Here is a 19129-nt window from a genome sequence, read left to right as displayed (position 1 = left end):
CTTTGGTTATGGTGTGCGGTTACATCCCTGCAGTGCTGATAACGGAGTTTCCAAGATGTCCCAGGAAGTCATACGCGGCATTGCGCTGCCCCCCGCCGCCCAGCCGGGCGATCCCCTCGCCCGCGTCGACACGCCCAGCCTGGCGCTGGACCTGACCGCCTTCGAAGCCAACCTGCGCGCCATGCAGGCCTGGGCTGATCGCCACGAAGTGGCGCTGCGGCCGCATGCCAAGGCCCACAAGTGCCCGCAGATTGCATTGCGGCAGGTGGCATTGGGGGCGCGCGGCATCTGCTGCCAGAAGGTGAGCGAAGCCCTGCCCTTCGTGGCCGCCGGCATCCGCGACATCCACATCAGCAACGAAGTCGTCGGCGCGGCCAAGATGACGCTGTTGGGCCAGTTGGCGCGCGCCGCCAAGATCAGCGTCTGCGTGGACAACGCCCAGAACCTGGCGCAGTTGTCGGCCGCCATGGTGCAGGCTGGCGCCGAGATCGACGTGCTGGTGGAAGTGGACGTGGGCCAGGGCCGCTGCGGCGTGTCCGACGACGCCACCGTCCTGGCGCTGGCGCAGCAGGCGCGCGCGCTGCCCGGTTTGAACTTCGCGGGCCTGCAGGCCTATCACGGGTCGGTGCAGCACTACCGCACGCGCGAAGAACGCGCCACCGTCTCCCGCCAGGCCGCGCGCATCGCAGCTTCCTACGCGCAGCTACTGCGTGAAAGCGGCATCGCCTGCGACACCATCACCGGCGGCGGCACCGGCAGCGTGGAGTTCGACGCGGCCAGCGGCGTCTACACCGAATTGCAGGCCGGATCCTATGCCTTCATGGATGGCGACTACGGCGCCAACGAATGGGGCGGCCCGCTCAATTTCAAGAACAGCCTGTTCCTGTTATCCACCGTGATGAGCGCGCCCACGCCCGACCGCGTAGTGCTGGACGCCGGCCTCAAATCGGCCTCCGCCGAGTGCGGCCCGCCCGCGGTTTACGGCGAGTCCGGCCTGACCTGCACCGCCATCAACGACGAGCACAGCGTGGTGCGTGTGGAACCCGGCGCTACGGCGCCCGCATTGGGCAGCGTGCTGCGCCTGGTGCCTGCGCACGTGGACCCGACCTTCAATCTGCACGACGGACTGGTCGTGTTCAAAGACGGCGTGGTGCAGGACATCTGGGAGATTTCGGCGCGCGGCTTCTCGCGCTGAATTGCGGCGCCGGCGCCCAAACGCAAAAAGGCTGGCGCGCGGTTAGCGCGCCGGCCGATAAGGCAGGCTACCGGTTCAGGGCTTACTGGGCTTTCTGCTGGATCTTCTCCCCGCCACGTTCGATGTCCTTGCCGGCGCCTTCCATCGTGTTGCAACCGGCCGTGATGGCGGTGATTGCCAGCAGCAGCGCAAGCCAGATTCGATGCGTCATTTTTTTCTCCTTTCGGCGTTCATGGGCGTAGCGGGCCATGCCGACAGGCAGCCGCGCTATTTCTTGTTCAGCAAGTCCCGTGCCTGATCCTTGGCCTCGCCGACGTTGCGCTGCACCTTGCCCACGGTTTTTTCCGCCTTCCCTTCAAGCTCGGTCTCGCGGTTGCCGGTCAACTTGCCTGCCGTTTCCTTGATCGAGCCTTTGACTTCCTTGGCTGCGCCCTTGATGCGGTCGTTATCCATGTTGTCGCTCCTAATTCCAGGTTGCGTGAAACCGCGCTGGAGAGGCCTGCGAAGCCTGGCTCCGGCTGCGGACGAACCCACTATAGGAAGCGCATGGCGCGCGTGTAAGAAGCGCGCGCATCAGATCGACTGGTACTTTTCTACCGAATCCTGTGGACCTGCTTTGTAGTCTGCTTGCCGGGCTGTTTCTGTGCCTGCTTGCGCGCCGGCTTTTCATATCCCACGATGCCGCGCTGCCGCGCCCAGATGATGGCGGCGCTGCGCCGGTGCACATCCAGCTTGCTGTATAGCGCCGCCACATGATTGCGCACCGTGTTGCGCGACAGATGCAGGCTGGCCGCAATCTCGGGATCCGTGTGACCCTGGCACATCAGGCCCAGGATCTCGCGCTCGCGCGGCGTCAGGTCGGCCAATTCGCTCTGCCCCTGCGGGGCGCCCTGGGGCGTGCGGATCTGCGCCAGCTTCTCGATGACGGTGCGGCTGAACCACGAGGTGTCCTGCATCACCGTCTCGATCGCCTCCATCAGCTCGACCTCGTTGCGCTTGCGTTCGGTAATGTCCTGGATCGCCGCCAGCACGCAGGGCTGGTCCTGGATCGACACCGGTGCGGCCGACACCAGGCAGTCCAGCAATGCGCCGTCGCGTGTGCGCAGCGCCATCTCCTGGCTGCGTACGCTGGCGCCCTGCTCCAGCGAGGCCATGGCGCGGTCATAGGCTTGCGGGTCCGTCCATAGCTGCGCCAGCGCATCTTCATCGCGCGCCAAGGTCTTGGCGTCGTAGCCGGTGGTCGCGACGAAGGCATCGTTGACCTCCAGCAGCTTGCCTGCCGTGGTGCTCAGCGTCATGGGCACGGGCGCAAGACGGAACGCCGTGGCGAAGCGCTGTTCGCTATCGCGCAGCGCCGTCTCGGCCTTGCGGCGCGGCTCCAGGTCGTTGAAGGTGAACAGCATGCAGGGCTGCTCCGCGACCTCGATGGGCTGGCCCGCCACGATCACTAGCTTGTCGCTGCCGCCCTGCACCGCGATGATGGTTTCCGTCTGCGGAATCGTCGTCCCTTCGGCCAGCCGGTGCAGCGCATCCTCGCGCTGCGGCGTGTCGCCCAGCACGTCCAGCTGGCGCAGCGTCTTGCCCAGCACTTGTTCGCGCGTGTAGCCCGTCATGGCCAGAAAACCGTCATTGACCTTGATGTGCCGCAGATCCGCCAGCGAGCAGATCACGGCCGGCGCGGGATTGGCGTTGAAGGTGCGTTCAAAGCGCTCTTCCGCGCTGTATTGCTCGGTCACATCCAGCAGCACCAGCACCATGCCTTCAGCCGCGCCCTGCGCATCGCGCAGCACCAGGTTGCGCACCTGGTGCATGCGGCTTAAATCCGGATCGCGGCGGCTGGTCACTTCCACCACCACGTCCTTGAAAGCCTCGCCCGCCAGCGCGCGGTCCAGCGGATACTGCGCCGCGCGCAAGGCGCGACGGTTGCGGTAACGCAGCGCAAATGCCTTGCGGTAGCCGACGGCGGTGCCGCCCAGCGCGGCAAGATCCGTCACGCCGTGCATGGCCAGCGCCGTGTCGTTGGCCCAGACGATACGGCGGTCCTGGTCCAGCAGGATGATGCCCTCGATCAGGCCGTCGATGATTTCCAGCAGATGGCGGCGTTCCGTGGTGAACGCCGTGGCAGTCTTCTTCATTCCGGCTCCTGGTTGAGCAAGAGATAAGAAGAAAGTACTAGATAAAGTCGTCCCGCGTGATCTGGGCGAGCGCGAACATGGCTTCTATCGTGGGCTTGCACGATACGCGTGCCGCTGCGCGTGAGCGCTACACGTGAATCTTCAGGAGACATCCATGAACACGAACCAGAAGCCCGGCGATCCCGCCTACCAACCCGGCATCGACCCGTCCCAGCGCCCCGGACAGGAACCCGGCGACACGCCGGAAAAACAGGCACCCGGCCAGGTGCCGGGCAAGCCTGGCCCGGATGATATTGATCCGGGCCGCATGCCGCCGGAAGTGCCCGGCAATCCGGGGCAACCTGCGGAAGAACCCAGGCAACCGGGTGAGCCCGGACGGCCGGGCCAGCCGGGTGATCCGGCTTAAGCCGTCATCGCTTTACCTCAGCCCATCATGCAAACCGCCCCGGCGATGCGGGGCGGTTTGCTGCTGGCATGGCGTCTTGCGCGTCCGTCAGTCGACCTGAGCGCCTGACTGCTTCACCGCCTCGCCCCACTTCTTCACTTCGCCGGCAATGAAAGTGCCGGTCGCATCAGGCGTCAGCGGCATCGGCTCCGCGCCGCGGTCGCGGAAAAACTTCTGCATGTCCGGCGAATTCAGCACCTGGCCGATCTGCTTGCTCAGATAGCCCGTAACCTCGGCCGGCGTATCGCGCGGCGCCAGCACTGCTGCCCAGCCGATCGCTTCGAAACCCGGATAACCCGATTCCGCCACGGTCGGCACATCAGGCAGCTGCGGCAGCCGCTTGGCCGTCGTCACCGCCAGCGCCACCGCCTTCTTGCTCTGCACATGCGGCAGGCCGGCGGTCACCGAGTCCACCATCAACGGCACCTGGTGCCCCAGGAAATCCGCCTGCGCCGGGCCGCTGCCCTTGTACGGAATGTGGCGGATGTCGATGTTCGCCGCCGCCTTGAACATCTCGGCCGACAAATGCTGCGTGCCGCCGATGCCCGCGCTGGCATAGGCCAGCTCGCCCGGATTGGCGCGCGCCTGCGTCACCAGCTGCTTGAGCGAGGTAATCCCCGAAGCCGGCGTCGCCAGGAACATCAGCGGCACCGAGAACACCCCCGACACCGGCGCGAAGTCCTTGGTCAGGCTGTAATTGATGGTCTTGTACAGCGTCTGGTTCACCGCCGCGGCAGAGCCCGCGATCACCAGCGTATAGCCGTCCGGCGTCGCGCGCGCCGCCTGCTCCATCCCAATGTTGCTGCCCGCGCCCGCGCGGTTCTCCACCACGATGGGCTGCTTGACGGCCGCGCCCAGCTTTTCGGCCAGCGCGCGCGCAAAGATATCGGTCGCCTGCCCGGGCGGGAACGGCACGATCAGGCGGATGGGGCGCTCGGGATAATCGGCATGCGCGGTAGCCGCGGCCGTCGCCAGCGCCAGGCCGGCGGCAAGACTGGAAAGAATACGTTTCATGATTGGTCAGTAAAAAGCGACAAAAGGGCTGCGCGCGGGGTCGCGCCTGTTGCATAAAATAGAGCGCCCGCGTTGTCTGCCCTTTTGAGGCGGCCCGGGGCGGATCGGCTGGGGGTGCGTCACGATAGCATCCCCCCGTCGGTGCTAAATTCGCCTATTGGCATCGTCCAATTACTTTTAATCCCTGTTCTCTCATTCCGCAGGAACCGCCATGGAATTCAGCCAGTTCAAGACCAACGCCCTCATGGAGATCACCTCCCGTCCGGACCTCGTGTTCGTGCGCGGCCAGGGATCCTGGCTGGAGGATCACGCGGGCAAGCGATACCTGGACTTCGTCCAGGGCTGGGCCGTCAACACCCTGGGCCACTGCGCCCCGGAAATGCAGAAGGCCCTGCTGGATCAGTCCAAGCTGCTGATGAACCCGTCGCCGGCGTTCTACAACCTGCCCTCCATCGAACTGGCCGAGCGCCTCACCAGCGCCTCGGTCTTCGACCGCGTCTTCTTCGCCAACAGCGGCGGCGAAGCCAACGAAGGCGCCATCAAGCTGGCGCGCAAATGGGGCCAGGTCAATAAAAAGGGCGCCTACAAGATCATCACCATGAACCACGGCTTCCACGGCCGCACGCTGGCCACCATGTCCGCGTCCGGCAAGCCGGGCTGGGACAAGATGTTCGCCCCGCAGGTCGAAGGCTTCCCCAAGGCCGAAATCAACGACCTGGAATCCGTGCGCAAGCTGATCGACGACCAGACCGTCGCCATCATGCTTGAACCCGTGCAAGGCGAAGCCGGCGTCATCCCCGCCACCAAGGAATTCATGCAAGGCCTGCGCAAGCTGGCCGACGAGCACAAGCTGCTGTTCATCGTTGATGAAGTGCAGACGGGCATGGGTCGCACGGGCACCATGTTCGCCTACCAGCAATCGGATGTCGTGCCGGACATCATGACGCTGGCCAAGGGTATTGGCGGCGGCGTGCCGCTGGCTGCTCTGCTGGCACGCCAGGAGGTTTGCGTGTTCTCGCATGGGGACCAGGGCGGCACGTACAACGGCAACCCGCTTATGGCTGCTGTTGGCGTTGCAGTGTTTGATGCGCTGGCTGCGCCGGGCTTCATGGAATCGGTTAATGCTCGCGCCAAGCAGCTGTCCGAAGGTTTGCTGGCTCTGTCGGCCAAGTGGGGCATGAAGGGTGAGCGTGGGATGGGTCTGCTGCGTGCGTTGGTGATGGATCGGGATGATGGTCCTGCCATCGTTGAGGCTGCGCGTAATCTGGCGCCTAATGGTCTGCTGCTGAATGCGCCGCGGGGGAATCTGCTGCGGTTCATGCCGGCGTTGAATGTGACGGCTGAGGAAATCGATACGATGCTGGCGCAGTTGGATGGGCTGATTGCTCAGGTGCGTAAGGCGTAATTGACGCGATACGTTGAGCAGTGACGATGAGGGCCGCGTTTAGCGGCCCTTTTCTTTGGTATGTCCTGTACGTAATGCATGGACTATCATCAAGCGGCATTCATGTGTGTGCATCACAGTATCGACCCATTGTTGAACTAGCCAGATATTGGAGGTTTCCATGAGCGGTTACTACGAGTTGAAGCGCAGCGGCGATCAGTACATGTTCAATCTGAAAGCCGGGAATCATGAAGTCATTCTGACGAGCGAGCGGTACACCACTAAAGCCAGCGCTCAGGATGGCATTGCGTCTGCTCGGCAGAATTCGCCGATCGATGAGCGCTATCAGCGCAAGACGGCAACTAACGGTTCACCCTATTTCACGTTGACCGCGGCGAATGGGCAGTCCATTGGACGCAGTGAAATGTATTCGAGCGCCGCGGCTCGGGATGCGGGGATTGCGTCTGTGAAGACCAATGGGCCAAGCACTGTAGTGAAAGACAATACCTGAGTGGTTTGGGCGTAAGCCCTGATTCGCATCTATAGGTGTCGGGACTAGAGAGCCGCAATGTTTGCGGCTCTTGTTCCGCTGGTTTGCATCAATGTGGCCGCCCGGCCTCGACCCATTGTTGCACCAGGTCCATCGACAAGCGATAGCGCGCGCAGTTGTACACATCCAGTATGCGCAATTCTTGCGCCAGTATCGGGCGGAACAATTGAACATCGTCGTCGGATAAGCCCAGCGCCGCTGTTGCGGCGTCGGCCGTTCGCTGCTCACGTAGTACCCGGCCAATCGCTTCGTTCAGTTTTTCCCTGAATCGGAATCGCACCGGATCCGGCACGCCCCCAGCGTTCAGTTGCACGGCGTACTTGCGGATCGAGCGCCGATAGGCCCAGGCGAACAACTCCGCCGCCAGCGTCACATCGCCGTATTCATAGACTCCCAACATGGCGTAGACGTAGTCCTGTACCTCTACGTCCAGGAAGGACAGCGGCGCGCAGTTGTAAAGCATCAGCGGAATGTTGGCCGATAGGCGGCTGGTGCGCTTGTTGCCGTCCTCGAAAGGCTGAAGATATGCAAGGTTCACCCACAGAAAGAATGCCGCTTCGACCGGGTTCTTGATAAGCCGAGCTTTCTCCACAATCTGGTCGAACATTTCCTGCAGCAACAAGGGCGCCTGGAGCGGCACGTAAGTCGTGTCCCCGATGTTGACCACGATCTGGCGGATGCGGCCCAGGCCGTCGGTATTGGCCAATAGTTCCTCCAGCAGGATCGCGTGAAGGTTGCCGATCACGGCGGACGTCAGGCCATGTGCGGGCACCGCATCGACCAGGAACTCGATGGCCCTCTTATGGTTGAGCAGCATCACTGCATCCAGATCTTCCCCGGCCATTCCGTGCTTGAAGAGTTCCTGCGTGGCCAACAAGGAATACCGGTTGCCTTCCAGTCGAGAGGATGACCAGGACAGGTCGAGCAGCAGCGGCTCCAGGACGCGGCGCGCGTAAGTCCCGGCTGGCGACTGACCTGGCATGCGGCCTTCGTCGGCCAAGTTTTGAGCCAGCGAAGGCGGCAACAGGGAGCTCTGGTTTGGCACATAGCTTTCCACGAAGGCGCGTTCGTATCCCACGGGCGTCCGGGCGGATAACGGCTGCCGAAGCCGGGCCAGCAGGGCTTGACCACGCTCAGACCAGATCATTCCGGTGGCCCCGGACGCTGGCTCCGCCAGCCGCATGGCAATGGTCGTTGGGAGCGTCGATGCGGGTGTTTCGTCCGCAATCCGGTAGCGGGTTGCTCGGCCCTGCCCCTCGCGTAGTATCGCGCCGGCTTTGCGCAGGTTTTCCAATTGGCGCTTAACCGTGGACCAACTGACGCCGGTTCGGTAGGCCAGTTCGCTGGAACTCACCCAGGGGAGGCTCTCGCGCTGCTGCGCGCGCAGAAACTGAAGAATGTCTTCGCGGACGGTCATGGCAAGAGCCGAAGATGTTGAATCAGCTCAATTTAGCAGTAATCAGCTCAAGAAATGAGCTGATTTGGTCTGATTTTGAGCTGATTCCCAATGCGTCCGCCGGAGGAAATCGATTGCGACGATTGTGTCACTTACGCATCAACGCCAAAACGAGTGCTTTGCCGCCAACAGAGATGATTGCGGCATTCCGACGTGGTTGTTATCCGAGGTGAGGCTGGTCCGATAGCCACCACAGCGTCCCAACGGCTGTAGCCGGGGCGGAGCACGTTGTATGCGGGCAAGCGAGTGCTATGCGCGCATCGCCCCGCCGATGGGCCAAGCATTCAGAGAGCTGGCGGAAAATTGTAGTCTGACACCATTATTTCCATATGCTTTAGCCGGGATGGTGCACCCATGTTGCGAGGCAGGGTGATCGCGCTCTGCACATGTACCGCTCCGTCCACGCGCCAGGCATTTAGCAAACTATACAAAACTATTTCAGCGGGGAGTCGTCGGAGCGCCAGCGATCGAAACTCGAAACCCGCGTTGGGTAAGGTTTTCAAATGCCTTCGATAGGTTGACTTTGCTGAAAAATGGTAAGTTCTGCTTGAGCGTTGCACTGCTCTCGCCCAAGATCAGAAAGACAATCTCATAGTCAGCGCTTTTTAATTTGTCCAGCGGTAGAAGATCACTTGCGGCCGGGCTTACCGTGCGCAGTACCGTTCGGGCCTTTTTGCGAAATCCTCTGTCACCGAGCATGATTTCAGCTGCCACGCCACCCTGAGCAAACAGATGACTCAGGCCAGCCGATCCTCCTTTGCGATGCTTTACGTGCACCAACTGCTTAGTAGGAGTGAGAAGGTCACAGAGTTCTATGGGCGATGTGGTCCGATCAGTTTTGACAAGTTTCTTGTCAAGCAGGAAGTATCCGTGCGCCGCCGCTGCTCGCGTGTTGTAGTCACCCTCGGACTCAATTTTCGATTTGCCTTCCTCATCCCAGACTTCAACTGGAGGGAATTCAAGGGTAGATATCTGAACCAAGTTCAATGTTTCAGAAATGCGCCCAATGAATGTTGTATCAACCTCGTACCATTTTCCATCGAAGATGATCTTCGTTTTTTCACCATCAGAGATCTCAAAGTAGATACAGCGATACACTGGGTGATCCGTGATGTTGCCATCGACGTCGTGGACAAAAAGTCGGTCGCGTTTCAAACCTTCTACGGTCAAATGCGCCAAATCCGCAATAGTGTTGACGTAGTCGGTCGCCTGAATGACGGGACGCACCGCATCCTTATTTCGCGTAAAGCTGAAACCGAGAATCGTGTCCCATGCACCGATCTCTGGCAAAGTGATCATTATGCCGGGATTGCGCGCGGAGACAGCTTGAGCCAACTGTGTATTGAGCGCGTCGATAGACGCCTCATCCCTTACTTTGCGGACGTTATCCACCCACGCAAAAGAAGCCTTGTAGTTATCGTTGCCATAGTAGGCTTTGACGCTACGAGCTAAGGCAGGGAAGTCTGTGGCTTCCATTGTGATACTGAAGGAGAACATTGCGTCTCCACCAGAGATCTGCTTAAGGTCAACTCCGCTTTTAGGGACTCCTGTCACAGCGCGCAGAACGTCACGCAGGATGTCGATTCCGAAGACGCCCACTTCCGAGTCGCGAGCAGCCTGCGACTTTTTCTGAACAGGCTGGTCTTCTAGGGTATGCAAGTCGACGCTGCGCAAAGACTTTTCGTCGAGCGTGTTGAGAGCTGTGCGGAGCCCAAAATCTTGAACGAACAACGACTGCTCAATCAAATAGCGGCCGTAGCCAAAGGTAAAAGCAAAGATATCGCCGTCTACTTTGAGTAGTAGCACCGCAGAACTTGATCGATTTGTGAGATCCGGTATAGCCTGACCTGCGACTTCATCGAGCAGAGAACCCCAGTTGGGCCTCTTGTCCATGCTTTGTCTTATGTAAAGAACTCCGTCGAGCCCTAAGTCGTCTGCGAGCGGATAGGCATTCACTGGTGCGTCCGTTAGGAGATCCGAGAAAACTTGGTCGTCGCCTATGGACTTTGCCATAAAGAGGTTCAGTCGACGGTAAGATTCTGCCATCTTATATCCCACTTTTTGTTTGACGTCGGTGCTTCCAGAATTATGTGGAGCTCGAATAGAGAAAATAGCAATATTTATTGATATGTCATGTCGCTTTGCGTATTTCAGCGTTCGAGTTTTTTTGATATGGAAACGCGCATTCTGATGGTCCAGATTAATGGTGTCAGACTAAGACAACGCGGACAATTTTTAGTTTGAAATATAATTCCCAGCGAGCTACTTGCGGTAGTCGTTTAATTTATACATTAAAGTGTTGTCGGTTTCGGCCTGGAAGCCATCATCAGAATACGCTCGCCTTCTTGGATCAACTCAAATGCTTCCTAGTGAGAACGTCCAAGAGGGTTCCACCCGGCGAGAGGCTGATTGATGCATGGCGATGAGCCAAGGCCACTGGTACGACCGAGTTTTCATAGAGGTCGAACTCTAGGTGACGAATGAGCGCAAACGCACGCGCGAGCCAACGGTCGTAGTTCTGGGGCGCCGCTTTTTGGCGGGAAAATTCCTTGCGGTTCTGTTTGTTAGCAAACGGATAAGCGAGACAGAGGTCGAAAATTCGGCCGCTATCCGTTTTGTAGATGAAGTCTTGTCCGTAGTAGGTCTCGTGGCCGAAGTTATCGGTCAGCGGCGCGATGCCATTAATAAATTTTGCGCGATATTCGTCCGAGATGGGGCAGAAAGTGCCGCTTTTTAGATGCGACGAGAGCGCACGGGCATGCTCCATCACCATGCCATCCTTTTGAAGGCCCATGATCAATGGCGGTGGAAGATCCGCCGCAGCACAGCGCTCGAATAGCTTGTTGTAGAACGCTTGAATCGAGGCGTGGTATCGCGCGGGCTGGCCGAAAAGTGCGAGCGGGCCGTCGACCATGATCGCGGCACTCGAAACCGTAGAGAGACTGTTGTCTGCCATCGCCTTCAAGAGCGTGGCCAGTTGGAGATGTTCTACCGCGTTCATGAAGCGTGTGATCGCGGAGGAGTTGTCTCCTTGATCGGATATTTGTTCGTGGATTCGAAGCGAATCGGTCACATACACGACAGCCTTGCAACTCGAGCAGTCTCTCTCGTCCTCCCCCTTCTTAAAAACGTGGGAGCCGGCTGCGCCGCAAGAAGGGCACTTTTCGATGACAATCTGTCCGCCCTCCAAGTGGTAGAGCATGTCCTTGACGGAGAAGCCCCCTCTGGGGATTTGAGTCCGCTCGTCGGAGAGCTGCTCGTAGACCGCTTGGCGAAACCCGTCCTGCACTTGCAGACCCTTGTATCGGACGTTCGAGCCGGGCAACGTGAACGCGACGGCTCGAGCCCTATTGTGCAGGCTTGCTGCCGCATATGGGTCAACAAACTGGCTCCCAGGCTTCACCAGCCCGTTGTAGTCGCCCATATCGAACGCCATGAAGCTCGTCTTCACATAGCCCACCTGAGTCGACGGGAACTTCTTATCGATCGCCTCGGAATAGGTGCTCCCGTCGGAGGCAATGACCAATCGCGGTAGTTCAGTGCACACAGGAGCTTGCTGGTAAAGCGCAGCGATCACTTCGCCAGCTTGGTCACCCGGATGTGTCAGATAGGTGCATTCTGAAAGGAATTTTTTGACGTCGTCATTCTTGACGATGTCAATGTGGCCTCGTTTGCTCGCCTGCTGTCCTTCGTAGGGCATAAGTTCTCCGTGATCAATCGGCGACTGAAGCGATCGCCGCGAGCCGTTGCTCCAGGTCGGCGGGTGTAAACCGGTCGATTTGAACAGGAATGACGAAGGGAGATGAGAGTGTCTTGATGCGTGCGAAGCCGACGTCCTGTGCGGACTTCAAGGATGCAATGAAATCTGCGAAATCGTAGAACTTGGCGAGGGCCTTCAGCTCGTCATCGTTGTTCAAATGCGTGACGAACCAGTTCTCCGTGTTGGCGAGGATGTTGGGATGGATCGAGGACGGCTCCTGCGTTGCATAGACGAAGGCGATCTTGGCCTTAGCCCCCTCCTTCGCTATACGTGGCCATGTCGTGGTGAGCTCCTCCTTCTTACCAATGAGGTTGTGCGCTTCCTCAACATAGATCACAATGTTCTGCGGAGTCCGGCCCGAGTTGTATTCACGAAAGGACGTGTCGAAGATTTGTTGAGCGATGCGTTTGGATAGGACGGAGCGCACTTCGACGGGTCCCGCTGACAGGTCGAGGATCACGATCTTGCCTGCCCATAGATGGCTAACGACCTCTTTTACGACGTCGCCTTGGCGCTTGGGTGAGTGATATTCCATACATCCGATCAGCGCTCGAAAGCCACGGATCGAAGTGCCCGTGGCGTTCGCCCTCGCGAGCACGTTCAAGTAGGACTCCATCATGGGGTCCACCCACGAGTTGCCCGACGAGTTTGTGAAGCCCTTCTGCGGCCTATTCTCTGTTTTCTGCTGTTCGCGTAGTTCGTAGTTGAGGCTGCGGACAGTGGTGAAGAAATCGACCGCTAGCTGAGGCGAAAGAGTGCATGAGCCCCTGCCAACAGGGGTGGCGAGGGGACCTCCCGCATTTTTAACCGCCTCCAAGACATCCTTGTTCGCAGGAAACGTCACAGCCAAGCCAGCTGGCACAGGAAATCCAGCCGCGCAGAGGGTCGCCTGAAAGACCGCGACGCGTTGCTGCCAACGCTTGTGGTTGGAAATGTCCGTGGCTTCGGGTTCCTCGAGTCCGGAGTCGAGGAACTGCTGCAAATCAGTCTGGTTCCGGAACGGATCGTTGATCAGCAGCTTCGAGATCAAGTTGAGGGCTTCGGCAGGCTGCTCGTAGAAGTTGGTTCGCAGGTCGAGGAATCCCGGTGTCTCGATTGCCCGATACCGGACGCAGTTGTCGCCAAAGACCGCGGCAATGGAGCTCCCATCGTCCTGGTGGTTTGCGTTCGCATATTCTCCGTTGAGGTCGAAGATGATCTGGCCGATCTTGATCCCGCTTCGAGTGCCAGCGGTGGCCACCGACGCTACTGTAGTCTTGACGGTGTTTGATTTACCTGTGCGGGTCATACCCAATACCGCCGTGCGTCTGGCCAGAAAGTCAGAGGGTTGGATAAAGACGGGGACCTTAGGCTCGTCCTTGCCTCTATGTAGGCGCGAGGTCGACGTGTAGCGTACTGTGCCAATGGGAATCGAGCTCGGAGCAGATTTGAATCCTGCAGCCTCCGCGTCGGCCAGCATAGTTTTGCGGCGGTCAGAGTTTATGTGATTGACAATCCTTTCGAGTGCGTCGGCTCGAGGCTTGTAGACACGGAGGCGAGTCGACGCGAAGTAGTTCTCCACGTCGCTGCCTAGCCTAATCTCGCCATCGTCATCTAGGAAGAACGTGCCCAATATGCGGCATTCGAGGCCACCATATTGCAGCTCACTTTGGGTCATCGGATCGAAGCCATCCGTCTCACTCGAAGGATACCGCTCGTTAGCCTCACGACGCTGGTTGTGCTCGATTCGCGTTTGTAGCAACTCGCCATCTGATGGCAGGCGGGCAGGCCCCACCACTCTCAAAAGCACGAGCTCGTTATCGAATTGCGTAGCGCTTGACGGGCTCTGCGGATTGATCGCGGTAGCGATCAAGAAGCTGTTATGGGGAATACCAGCGACGCGCGCCTTCCAGTTATCGTTAGTCAGTACTGTCGCTTTCTGAAAGTCTATGCCATATACATAGCCGACATGGTTTGTATCGAAATCGCCCAACAGCGGCATGAGTTTGTTCGGAAGGACTGCGTTGTCGAAGACGTTGGACATGCTTGCTCCACTGATACGCTTTACGTTTACTATGCTTGGGATGCTGCCGCTGCCGCTGAAATCGGAAAGCGCAAGGCATCGGTGCTGCCCGCGCGCGACTTGCGCGGCTCCTTAACGCTCAACCCCACGTGACCATGCTTGCCGCTGGTGGCGGCTGGTAGTCGTTTCATATTGGTGAAAACTAGCTCGCGACCAATAAAAGCGCACCCTCCCAAAGGGTGGGTCGAGTATGTGTTGTCGATCACGCGCGCCTTGCTCGTCACAGTCTCGTAGAGATCGCGAACTTCCTGAGCATCGTCATACGACAACAACCAAGGTCGATTCAGCTTACGGAGGAAATTGCGCAGATCCTCGTGCTCGTTCTCGTCGAAGGTATGCCCATAGAGCTGCTCAGCCTTGTGGTAGTAGGGCGGATCTAGATAGAACACTGCGCTTTCACTAGAAGAAAATCGCTCGCAGAAGTCGAACCAACCTTGATTGCCCACCGTCACTTTGTCGCGCAGCTCCGAAAGCGCAAGGATGCGGTCGGACAGACGCTGGCGATTGAAGCGCACGCCGATTTGGATGCTCTTTTGGCCCCAACCGCCGAGTGGCCCCGACTTGTGAATGATCCCGTTGAATGACGTCCGGTTAAGGTAGAGACACTTAAAGGCCGCATCGTGCTGGTTTTTCGGCTGGAGCGCCTTCTGTCGTTTCCACTCGTCAACGGACAGTGGAGCTTCGAGTACCTGCTCGGCGAGCCGCTTCGCGCCCTCTTTAGAGAAGACGGTTGACCAAAGCTGTGAGATCAAGGGGTCCACGTCGTTGATCGCGATCTGGTCCACTACCCTATCTTCGAGCAGAGCGATAGACACGCTGGCTCCGCCACAAAAGGGCTCGACGAAAAGCCGAGGCCGCGCAACGTTTAGTGCAATCGCTTTCGCAATGAAATCGCGGAACCGTGCCTTGCTTCCGGGGTACCGCAAGATGCTTCTTGTATTCGTGGACAAAAGGTTCTCCGTCCTCGTCTTCTCATTTAAATGAACTGCGTCGGTTCTGGCCAAGCTAGTTGGTGGATGCCAGACCGGAATGATCTGAATGGCAAGTCGATGACTGATAGCTTGTCTCGGCTTCGGCCGATGGGCGGACCGTTGCAGAGAAAAACGTCTGACTACGGTTCTGCCATTCATATGCTTTAGTCTGACACTTTTTAATACCGACCTACATGGCTTTCCTGGCGGATGATGGGTTAGCTCTCGGCAGGCGCCTGCAGCCAAGATTCGAGCGCTCCTGAAATTCCATCTTGAATGACTATTTCGTCAAGAGGCAAGCTATGAATCGTTCGGCCACCTCTTTGTTTTGCGCGAGTGTGCCTTTTTCGTAGCCTGAAAAATACGAGCCCTGAACAACCGCGGGAGGTTGAGTGTTCTGTAGAAAAATAGGAAGTTTACCTCTTAAATTATCTTTGTTGTAGACGACTTCGGCATCGAGCAAGAATATCGAAAGTCCAATCGGATCTCCGCGATAATCGGTAGACAAGCGAATCTGTGTCGGATAATGGTGTCAGACTACAATTTCGTTATCTAGATGCTGCGAAGTTGTAGTCTGAAACTGAGGTTTCTAGCGATCGGTAGTGATCGCTTTCGGCGAACAAGGGGCAGTCTCACTTGTCTGGTCGATGAGACGCTCGGGCGTCGGCACCCGTCTGTTATTGGCCATTCACTTGCGAAGACAAGAAGTAAGCGCTCCCTCATCAACCAAAGCGGCCGGTCCGTACGACAGCTTGCGATGCCAATGGCGGACCTTGGCTAATCGCGAATGCTTCGTGTGAAATCAGTAGGCGACAGGTCCAAAATGGCCCAAATAGCCAATCTGAGTCAAGATCATTCGATTTATGCACTTCACGGCGACGGCGCTTTGTTCGATCGGTCGACCGAATAGAGCGAAGTTAGGAATCGTATACGCCTTGGCGTACTGCTCAGCTTGTGGATGAAAACGGCGTAGCGAAAGGCCATATGCGGTCTCAAAGGGACGCCCGCCAGTGCGAAGTAGGCTGAAATAGGAGGGATAGATAACACCGTCGAAACCTGCGCATCTCGCAGCCACCGCAATTTCGCGAGAGATTTCGTACGAATGTGACTTCGCAAGAAAGAGCATATGGATAGCCATGTCCAAGCTCTCGAATTCGGTGACCTCCTCCTTGAGAACCGCCGTAAGATCCAAAAGCCGGAAATCTCTGACGGGCTGCAACGTGGCAACATACATATCATCCTCGACCGTGGCGCGACATTCGTGGATGCAGATATCTATATCTTGTGATCCATACATGACCGGGAAGCCCGCAGAATCGAGTCGTCCCGTCCCGGCGAAGGGCAATGGGGGACTGTCATATTCGTGTGGTTCGGCATGATGCTGAGGGTTCACTCGAACGCGATAAAACAATTCGTCTTTCGCGAGTGTTCGTACAGGATATTCTTTTAATACACGGTTAATGATCTGAGGACGTGTCGCCGGATCTTGCAACGCCTTCAACGGCTCGACCTCTCCAAACATCCAGAAACGCGGACCATAATGGAAGAAACCGATCTTCGCCGCATCCTCGATCAGTTTTACATCGTTTCCCAGCCATGGCGACGGCGAGATATCGCTCTTGCCGTAGTGGTGCTCGTTGCATTGCACGCGCGGTGCCGCGCCATAAACAAATCGGATAGTTGTGCCGCTGACAAAGAAGCGGTGTGCGATCTCCGATACGTGCTCCTTCGTCAGCTTTTTCCCATCATGGCTCTTGCAGTTTGGGCACTCCCCTTCCTGTTTGACCCCATGCTTCCACGAGTCAATCCGCAATCCCTCGTCTGCAAAGCAATTAGAGCAAAGTAGAAAGTGAGCAGTGTTCGCTGCTTCGTCGGTCATTCCAGATCCTTCAAGTTTGCTGAAGAGTGAAGTACGAAATAACATGCAAATAAACGTGTAAGACTACCATTTCACCAGCCACGTGCTGCCAGATTGTAGTCGGGCGCCTATATTTAACGCCATCTGATCTGTCCATGCGTAAGGGGCATGAACTACAAAGCTGCGAATACGTCGAGTTCGCCGCAGCAATTCCGTTCATCGGTCGATACGACATTGGTCGTCCTGTGCCACGCGGATTTCGGCTTCCTGTTGAGCCCAGTTTGTAGGTCGTGATCTTTAGCTATGACTGCTAATCGGCGGCGGAGCGTCTCGCGTTAAACGGCGACTTAGCGTGGCGGAATTGTCATCGCCGGCGGAGACTTACTGGTCATGCCCTATATACTCACTTCGCCATTGCCCAACGGTGGCCCGGTTTGGAAGCCGGATAGTGTCTTTGGCGTTTGGAGGCTGTCATGCAATCCCACCCCCTAACCCAAAACCCCTGGTCCGTCGAATCCGACCCCGAACTCGGCCCAGTCCCCCTCTCCCATCTCCACCACATAGACCGCGCCCGCCACGCCATCGAGGCCATCGCCCGCATGGTCGGCAATAGCGCATCCGAACCCGACGCAACTGGCGGGCAGCCGTTAGACGCGTGGACGGTGGCGGCATTGATGGGCGGAGTGGAAGGCTTGTGCGATCACCTGGGCACCTTGACCGATGCCATGCTGGTGCAGGCGCGCTTTTGCGAGGTGGATGCGGATCTCGGCGACGTCACGCACGGCGCGCCGTCGTCGATCCAGTAGCCAAACTCAGCAGCCGGAGGCGCGGCGCTTACGCGCCCGCCCTACTCAGCAATCGACCGAATCACCCTAGCCGGATTCCCACCCACCAGCGTATTCGCCGGCACATCCTTGGTGACCACCGAACCCGCCGCGACCACCGAGTTCTCGCCCACAGTCACGCCGCCAATAACGGTCGCACCCGCCGCGATCCAGACATTCCTTTCAATCACGATGGGCTTCGCAGTGACGAAATCACGACGCCGCGAAGGTTCGATGGGATGTCCAGACGTGATCAGACTGACGTTCGGCCCGATCATCACATCATCTGCAATACTCAACCCACCCAAGTCATAGAAAGTGCAGTTCTGATTGACGAAGACGTTGAGCCCGACGCTGATGTCAGCGCCTCCGGTCGTATAAAACGGCGGGATCAACAGAAAGCTCTCATCGACCGTCTTGCCGATCAGCTCGCTGAACAAGGCGCGGACTTCGGCGGCGTCGTTGAAGGTCAGGCGGTTGAGGGCGGCGGTGATCGTCATCGCGCGTTTGATGTTGGCCGTCATGGCCGCTGATTCGGGCGTTCTTCTGGGAATGATCAGGCTGCGGTCGTCATTTGCCATCTGCGGTTTTCCTTTTGGGTACGGCGTAGTCAGCGCCGGCGAGCACAACGCCCGCACTCAACGCGGCTTCCAATTCACGCCATCCTTGGACCGATACTCCGGCGTCCCCGTGCAACACCCACCCGCGCCAAACGCCTGCCGCCCCAAGAACGCAGTCACCACCCCCTTGCTCTCGGTCAACCGCTGCTGGACGCAGAGGGTCGGCAGCAGAGAGAAGTCGCCTTCAAGCACCAGCGTCCATTTCACGTTCTCGCCTTCGGCCGGCCCGACCTTGTACACCTTGCATTCATGCACCAGCAGATGCACGGGCTGCCCGGCCAGCATGCCCTTGAACTGCAGCTCCGGCGGCGTGTCGCGGGTGGCGATGGCTTCGGCGTTGAGTTTTGATCCGGGCGGCGCGGGCTTCAAGGACGAGGAATCGCAGCCGGCCAGTGCACCCATGGCGGCCAGGGTGATGAGAAACAGGCGAGCCACGCGGGTCATGCCCATGCGCTCCCGTCAGACCACGCTGGCGAAGCGTTGTTCGAGGTAGGCGATGATGTCGCTGGACTCGTACATCCAGCGCGTGCCTGCTGCATCGTCGATGCGCAGGCACGGCACCTTCACCTTGCCGCCGCCTGCCTGCAGTTGCGCGCGCGCTTCGGGATCGCCCTTGGCGTCGCGCAGCGCGATGGGCGCGTTCAGTTTGTGGATGGCGCGCCGCGTCTTGACGCAGAAGGGGCAGGCGTGGAATTGGTAGAGCGACAGGTGGGCCGCTTCGGCGTTGACCGCGGCCTGGCCTTGCGCGGAGCGCTGTTGCGGGCGTGGGCGCGTGAGGGCGTCGCCCAACACGATGATTTGACCCAGGCCGACACGCAGGGCTTTGACTAGCATGGAGTAGGACTCGATAGGGAT

18 protein-coding genes are annotated in these 19129 nt (G+C 58.6%); 5 read left to right on the top strand and 13 right to left on the bottom strand.

Annotation, left to right across the window (positions count from 1 at the left end):
- Positions 1-55 precede the first annotated feature (55 nt).
- The gene (locus tag ACM1PE_RS28670) at positions 56-1195 is read left to right on the top strand and encodes a DSD1 family PLP-dependent enzyme (protein ID WP_118934971.1); all 1140 of its coding nucleotides are present in this window, start codon (positions 56-58) and stop codon (positions 1193-1195) included.
- 82 nt (positions 1196-1277) lie between these two features.
- Here ACM1PE_RS28670 and ACM1PE_RS28665 read toward each other — a convergent pair whose 3' ends face one another.
- The 3 genes from ACM1PE_RS28665 to ACM1PE_RS28655 all read right to left on the bottom strand — a co-directional run bounded on the left by ACM1PE_RS28665 (position 1278) and on the right by ACM1PE_RS28655 (position 3330).
- Positions 1278-1406, bottom strand: a complete 129-nt coding sequence (locus tag ACM1PE_RS28665) for an entericidin A/B family lipoprotein (RefSeq protein WP_013390837.1) — start codon at positions 1404-1406, stop codon at positions 1278-1280.
- A gap of 56 nt (positions 1407-1462) precedes the next feature.
- Complete coding sequence (locus ACM1PE_RS28660) at positions 1463-1648, bottom strand: CsbD family protein (protein WP_059376519.1); 186 nt, start codon at positions 1646-1648, stop codon at positions 1463-1465.
- A 140-nt stretch (positions 1649-1788) separates the two neighbouring features.
- Positions 1789-3330, bottom strand: a complete 1542-nt coding sequence (locus ACM1PE_RS28655) for a helix-turn-helix transcriptional regulator (protein WP_118934970.1) — start codon at positions 3328-3330, stop codon at positions 1789-1791.
- Positions 3331-3484: 154 nt separating this feature from the next.
- Between ACM1PE_RS28655 and ACM1PE_RS28650 the strand changes: the two genes are divergently transcribed.
- Positions 3485-3736: a hypothetical protein gene (locus ACM1PE_RS28650; RefSeq protein ID WP_419341769.1), complete on the top strand. Its 252-nt coding sequence runs from the start codon at positions 3485-3487 to the stop codon at positions 3734-3736.
- An 87-nt stretch (positions 3737-3823) separates the two neighbouring features.
- Here ACM1PE_RS28650 and ACM1PE_RS28645 read toward each other — a convergent pair whose 3' ends face one another.
- Entirely contained in the window at positions 3824-4789 is a 966-nt protein-coding gene (locus tag ACM1PE_RS28645) for a Bug family tripartite tricarboxylate transporter substrate binding protein (protein ID WP_119449803.1), read from the bottom strand.
- A 211-nt stretch (positions 4790-5000) separates the two neighbouring features.
- On the opposite strand from ACM1PE_RS28645, the gene ACM1PE_RS28640 reads away from it, so the two are divergent.
- Together ACM1PE_RS28640 and ACM1PE_RS28635 are read left to right on the top strand one after the other, a co-directional pair.
- On the top strand, positions 5001-6194 hold the full coding sequence (locus tag ACM1PE_RS28640; protein WP_419341768.1) for an acetylornithine transaminase: 1194 nt from the start codon (positions 5001-5003) through the stop codon (positions 6192-6194).
- Positions 6195-6354: 160 nt separating this feature from the next.
- Positions 6355-6684 (top strand): YegP family protein, encoded by a 330-nt coding sequence (locus tag ACM1PE_RS28635; protein ID WP_419341767.1) that lies wholly within the window; start codon positions 6355-6357, stop codon positions 6682-6684.
- Between the two features lie 88 nt (positions 6685-6772).
- Here ACM1PE_RS28635 and ACM1PE_RS28630 read toward each other — a convergent pair whose 3' ends face one another.
- From ACM1PE_RS28630 to ACM1PE_RS28605, 6 genes are all read right to left on the bottom strand, one after another.
- Positions 6773-8140: a Fic family protein gene (locus ACM1PE_RS28630; RefSeq protein ID WP_419341765.1), complete on the bottom strand. Its 1368-nt coding sequence runs from the start codon at positions 8138-8140 to the stop codon at positions 6773-6775.
- Positions 8141-8617: 477 nt separating this feature from the next.
- Complete coding sequence (locus tag ACM1PE_RS28625) at positions 8618-10225, bottom strand: TIGR04141 family sporadically distributed protein (protein WP_419341764.1); 1608 nt, start codon at positions 10223-10225, stop codon at positions 8618-8620.
- Between the two features lie 304 nt (positions 10226-10529).
- Complete coding sequence (locus ACM1PE_RS28620; protein ID WP_419341762.1) at positions 10530-11879, bottom strand: hypothetical protein; 1350 nt, start codon at positions 11877-11879, stop codon at positions 10530-10532.
- Positions 11880-11892: 13 nt separating this feature from the next.
- Positions 11893-13962 carry an ATP-binding protein gene (locus ACM1PE_RS28615; RefSeq protein ID WP_419341761.1) on the bottom strand — a complete coding sequence of 690 codons (2070 nt, stop codon included), beginning with the start codon at positions 13960-13962 and terminating at the stop codon, positions 11893-11895.
- A gap of 29 nt (positions 13963-13991) precedes the next feature.
- Positions 13992-15131 carry a DNA adenine methylase gene (locus tag ACM1PE_RS28610; RefSeq protein WP_419341758.1) on the bottom strand — a complete coding sequence of 380 codons (1140 nt, stop codon included), beginning with the start codon at positions 15129-15131 and terminating at the stop codon, positions 13992-13994.
- 643 nt (positions 15132-15774) lie between these two features.
- The gene (locus tag ACM1PE_RS28605) at positions 15775-16851 is read right to left on the bottom strand and encodes an RES family NAD+ phosphorylase (RefSeq protein WP_419341757.1); all 1077 of its coding nucleotides are present in this window, start codon (positions 16849-16851) and stop codon (positions 15775-15777) included.
- Between the two features lie 452 nt (positions 16852-17303).
- Here ACM1PE_RS28605 and ACM1PE_RS28600 point away from each other — a divergent pair, with 452 nt between their 5' ends.
- Entirely contained in the window at positions 17304-17636 is a 333-nt protein-coding gene (locus ACM1PE_RS28600) for a hypothetical protein (protein WP_419341755.1), read from the top strand.
- A gap of 41 nt (positions 17637-17677) precedes the next feature.
- Here ACM1PE_RS28600 and ACM1PE_RS28595 read toward each other — a convergent pair whose 3' ends face one another.
- From ACM1PE_RS28595 to ACM1PE_RS28585, 3 genes are read right to left on the bottom strand one after another with little or no spacing between them, the layout of a single operon-like run.
- Positions 17678-18235 (bottom strand): sugar O-acetyltransferase, encoded by a 558-nt coding sequence (locus tag ACM1PE_RS28595; protein WP_419341754.1) that lies wholly within the window; start codon positions 18233-18235, stop codon positions 17678-17680.
- 57 nt (positions 18236-18292) lie between these two features.
- A complete protein-coding gene (locus ACM1PE_RS28590) occupies positions 18293-18718 on the bottom strand; it encodes a hypothetical protein (RefSeq protein ID WP_419341753.1) in 426 nt (141 codons plus the stop codon).
- 15 nt (positions 18719-18733) lie between these two features.
- Positions 18734-19108: a glutaredoxin family protein gene (locus ACM1PE_RS28585; protein ID WP_419341751.1), complete on the bottom strand. Its 375-nt coding sequence runs from the start codon at positions 19106-19108 to the stop codon at positions 18734-18736.
- Positions 19109-19129: the final 21 nt, after the last annotated feature.

This window comes from Achromobacter sp. PD1, from assembly GCF_048541815.1.
Taxonomy (GTDB): domain Bacteria; phylum Pseudomonadota; class Gammaproteobacteria; order Burkholderiales; family Burkholderiaceae_B; genus Achromobacter; species Achromobacter bronchisepticus_A.
The sequence above is the reverse complement of the archived record's forward strand: the minus strand, read 5'-3'. Positions and strand labels throughout refer to the sequence as shown.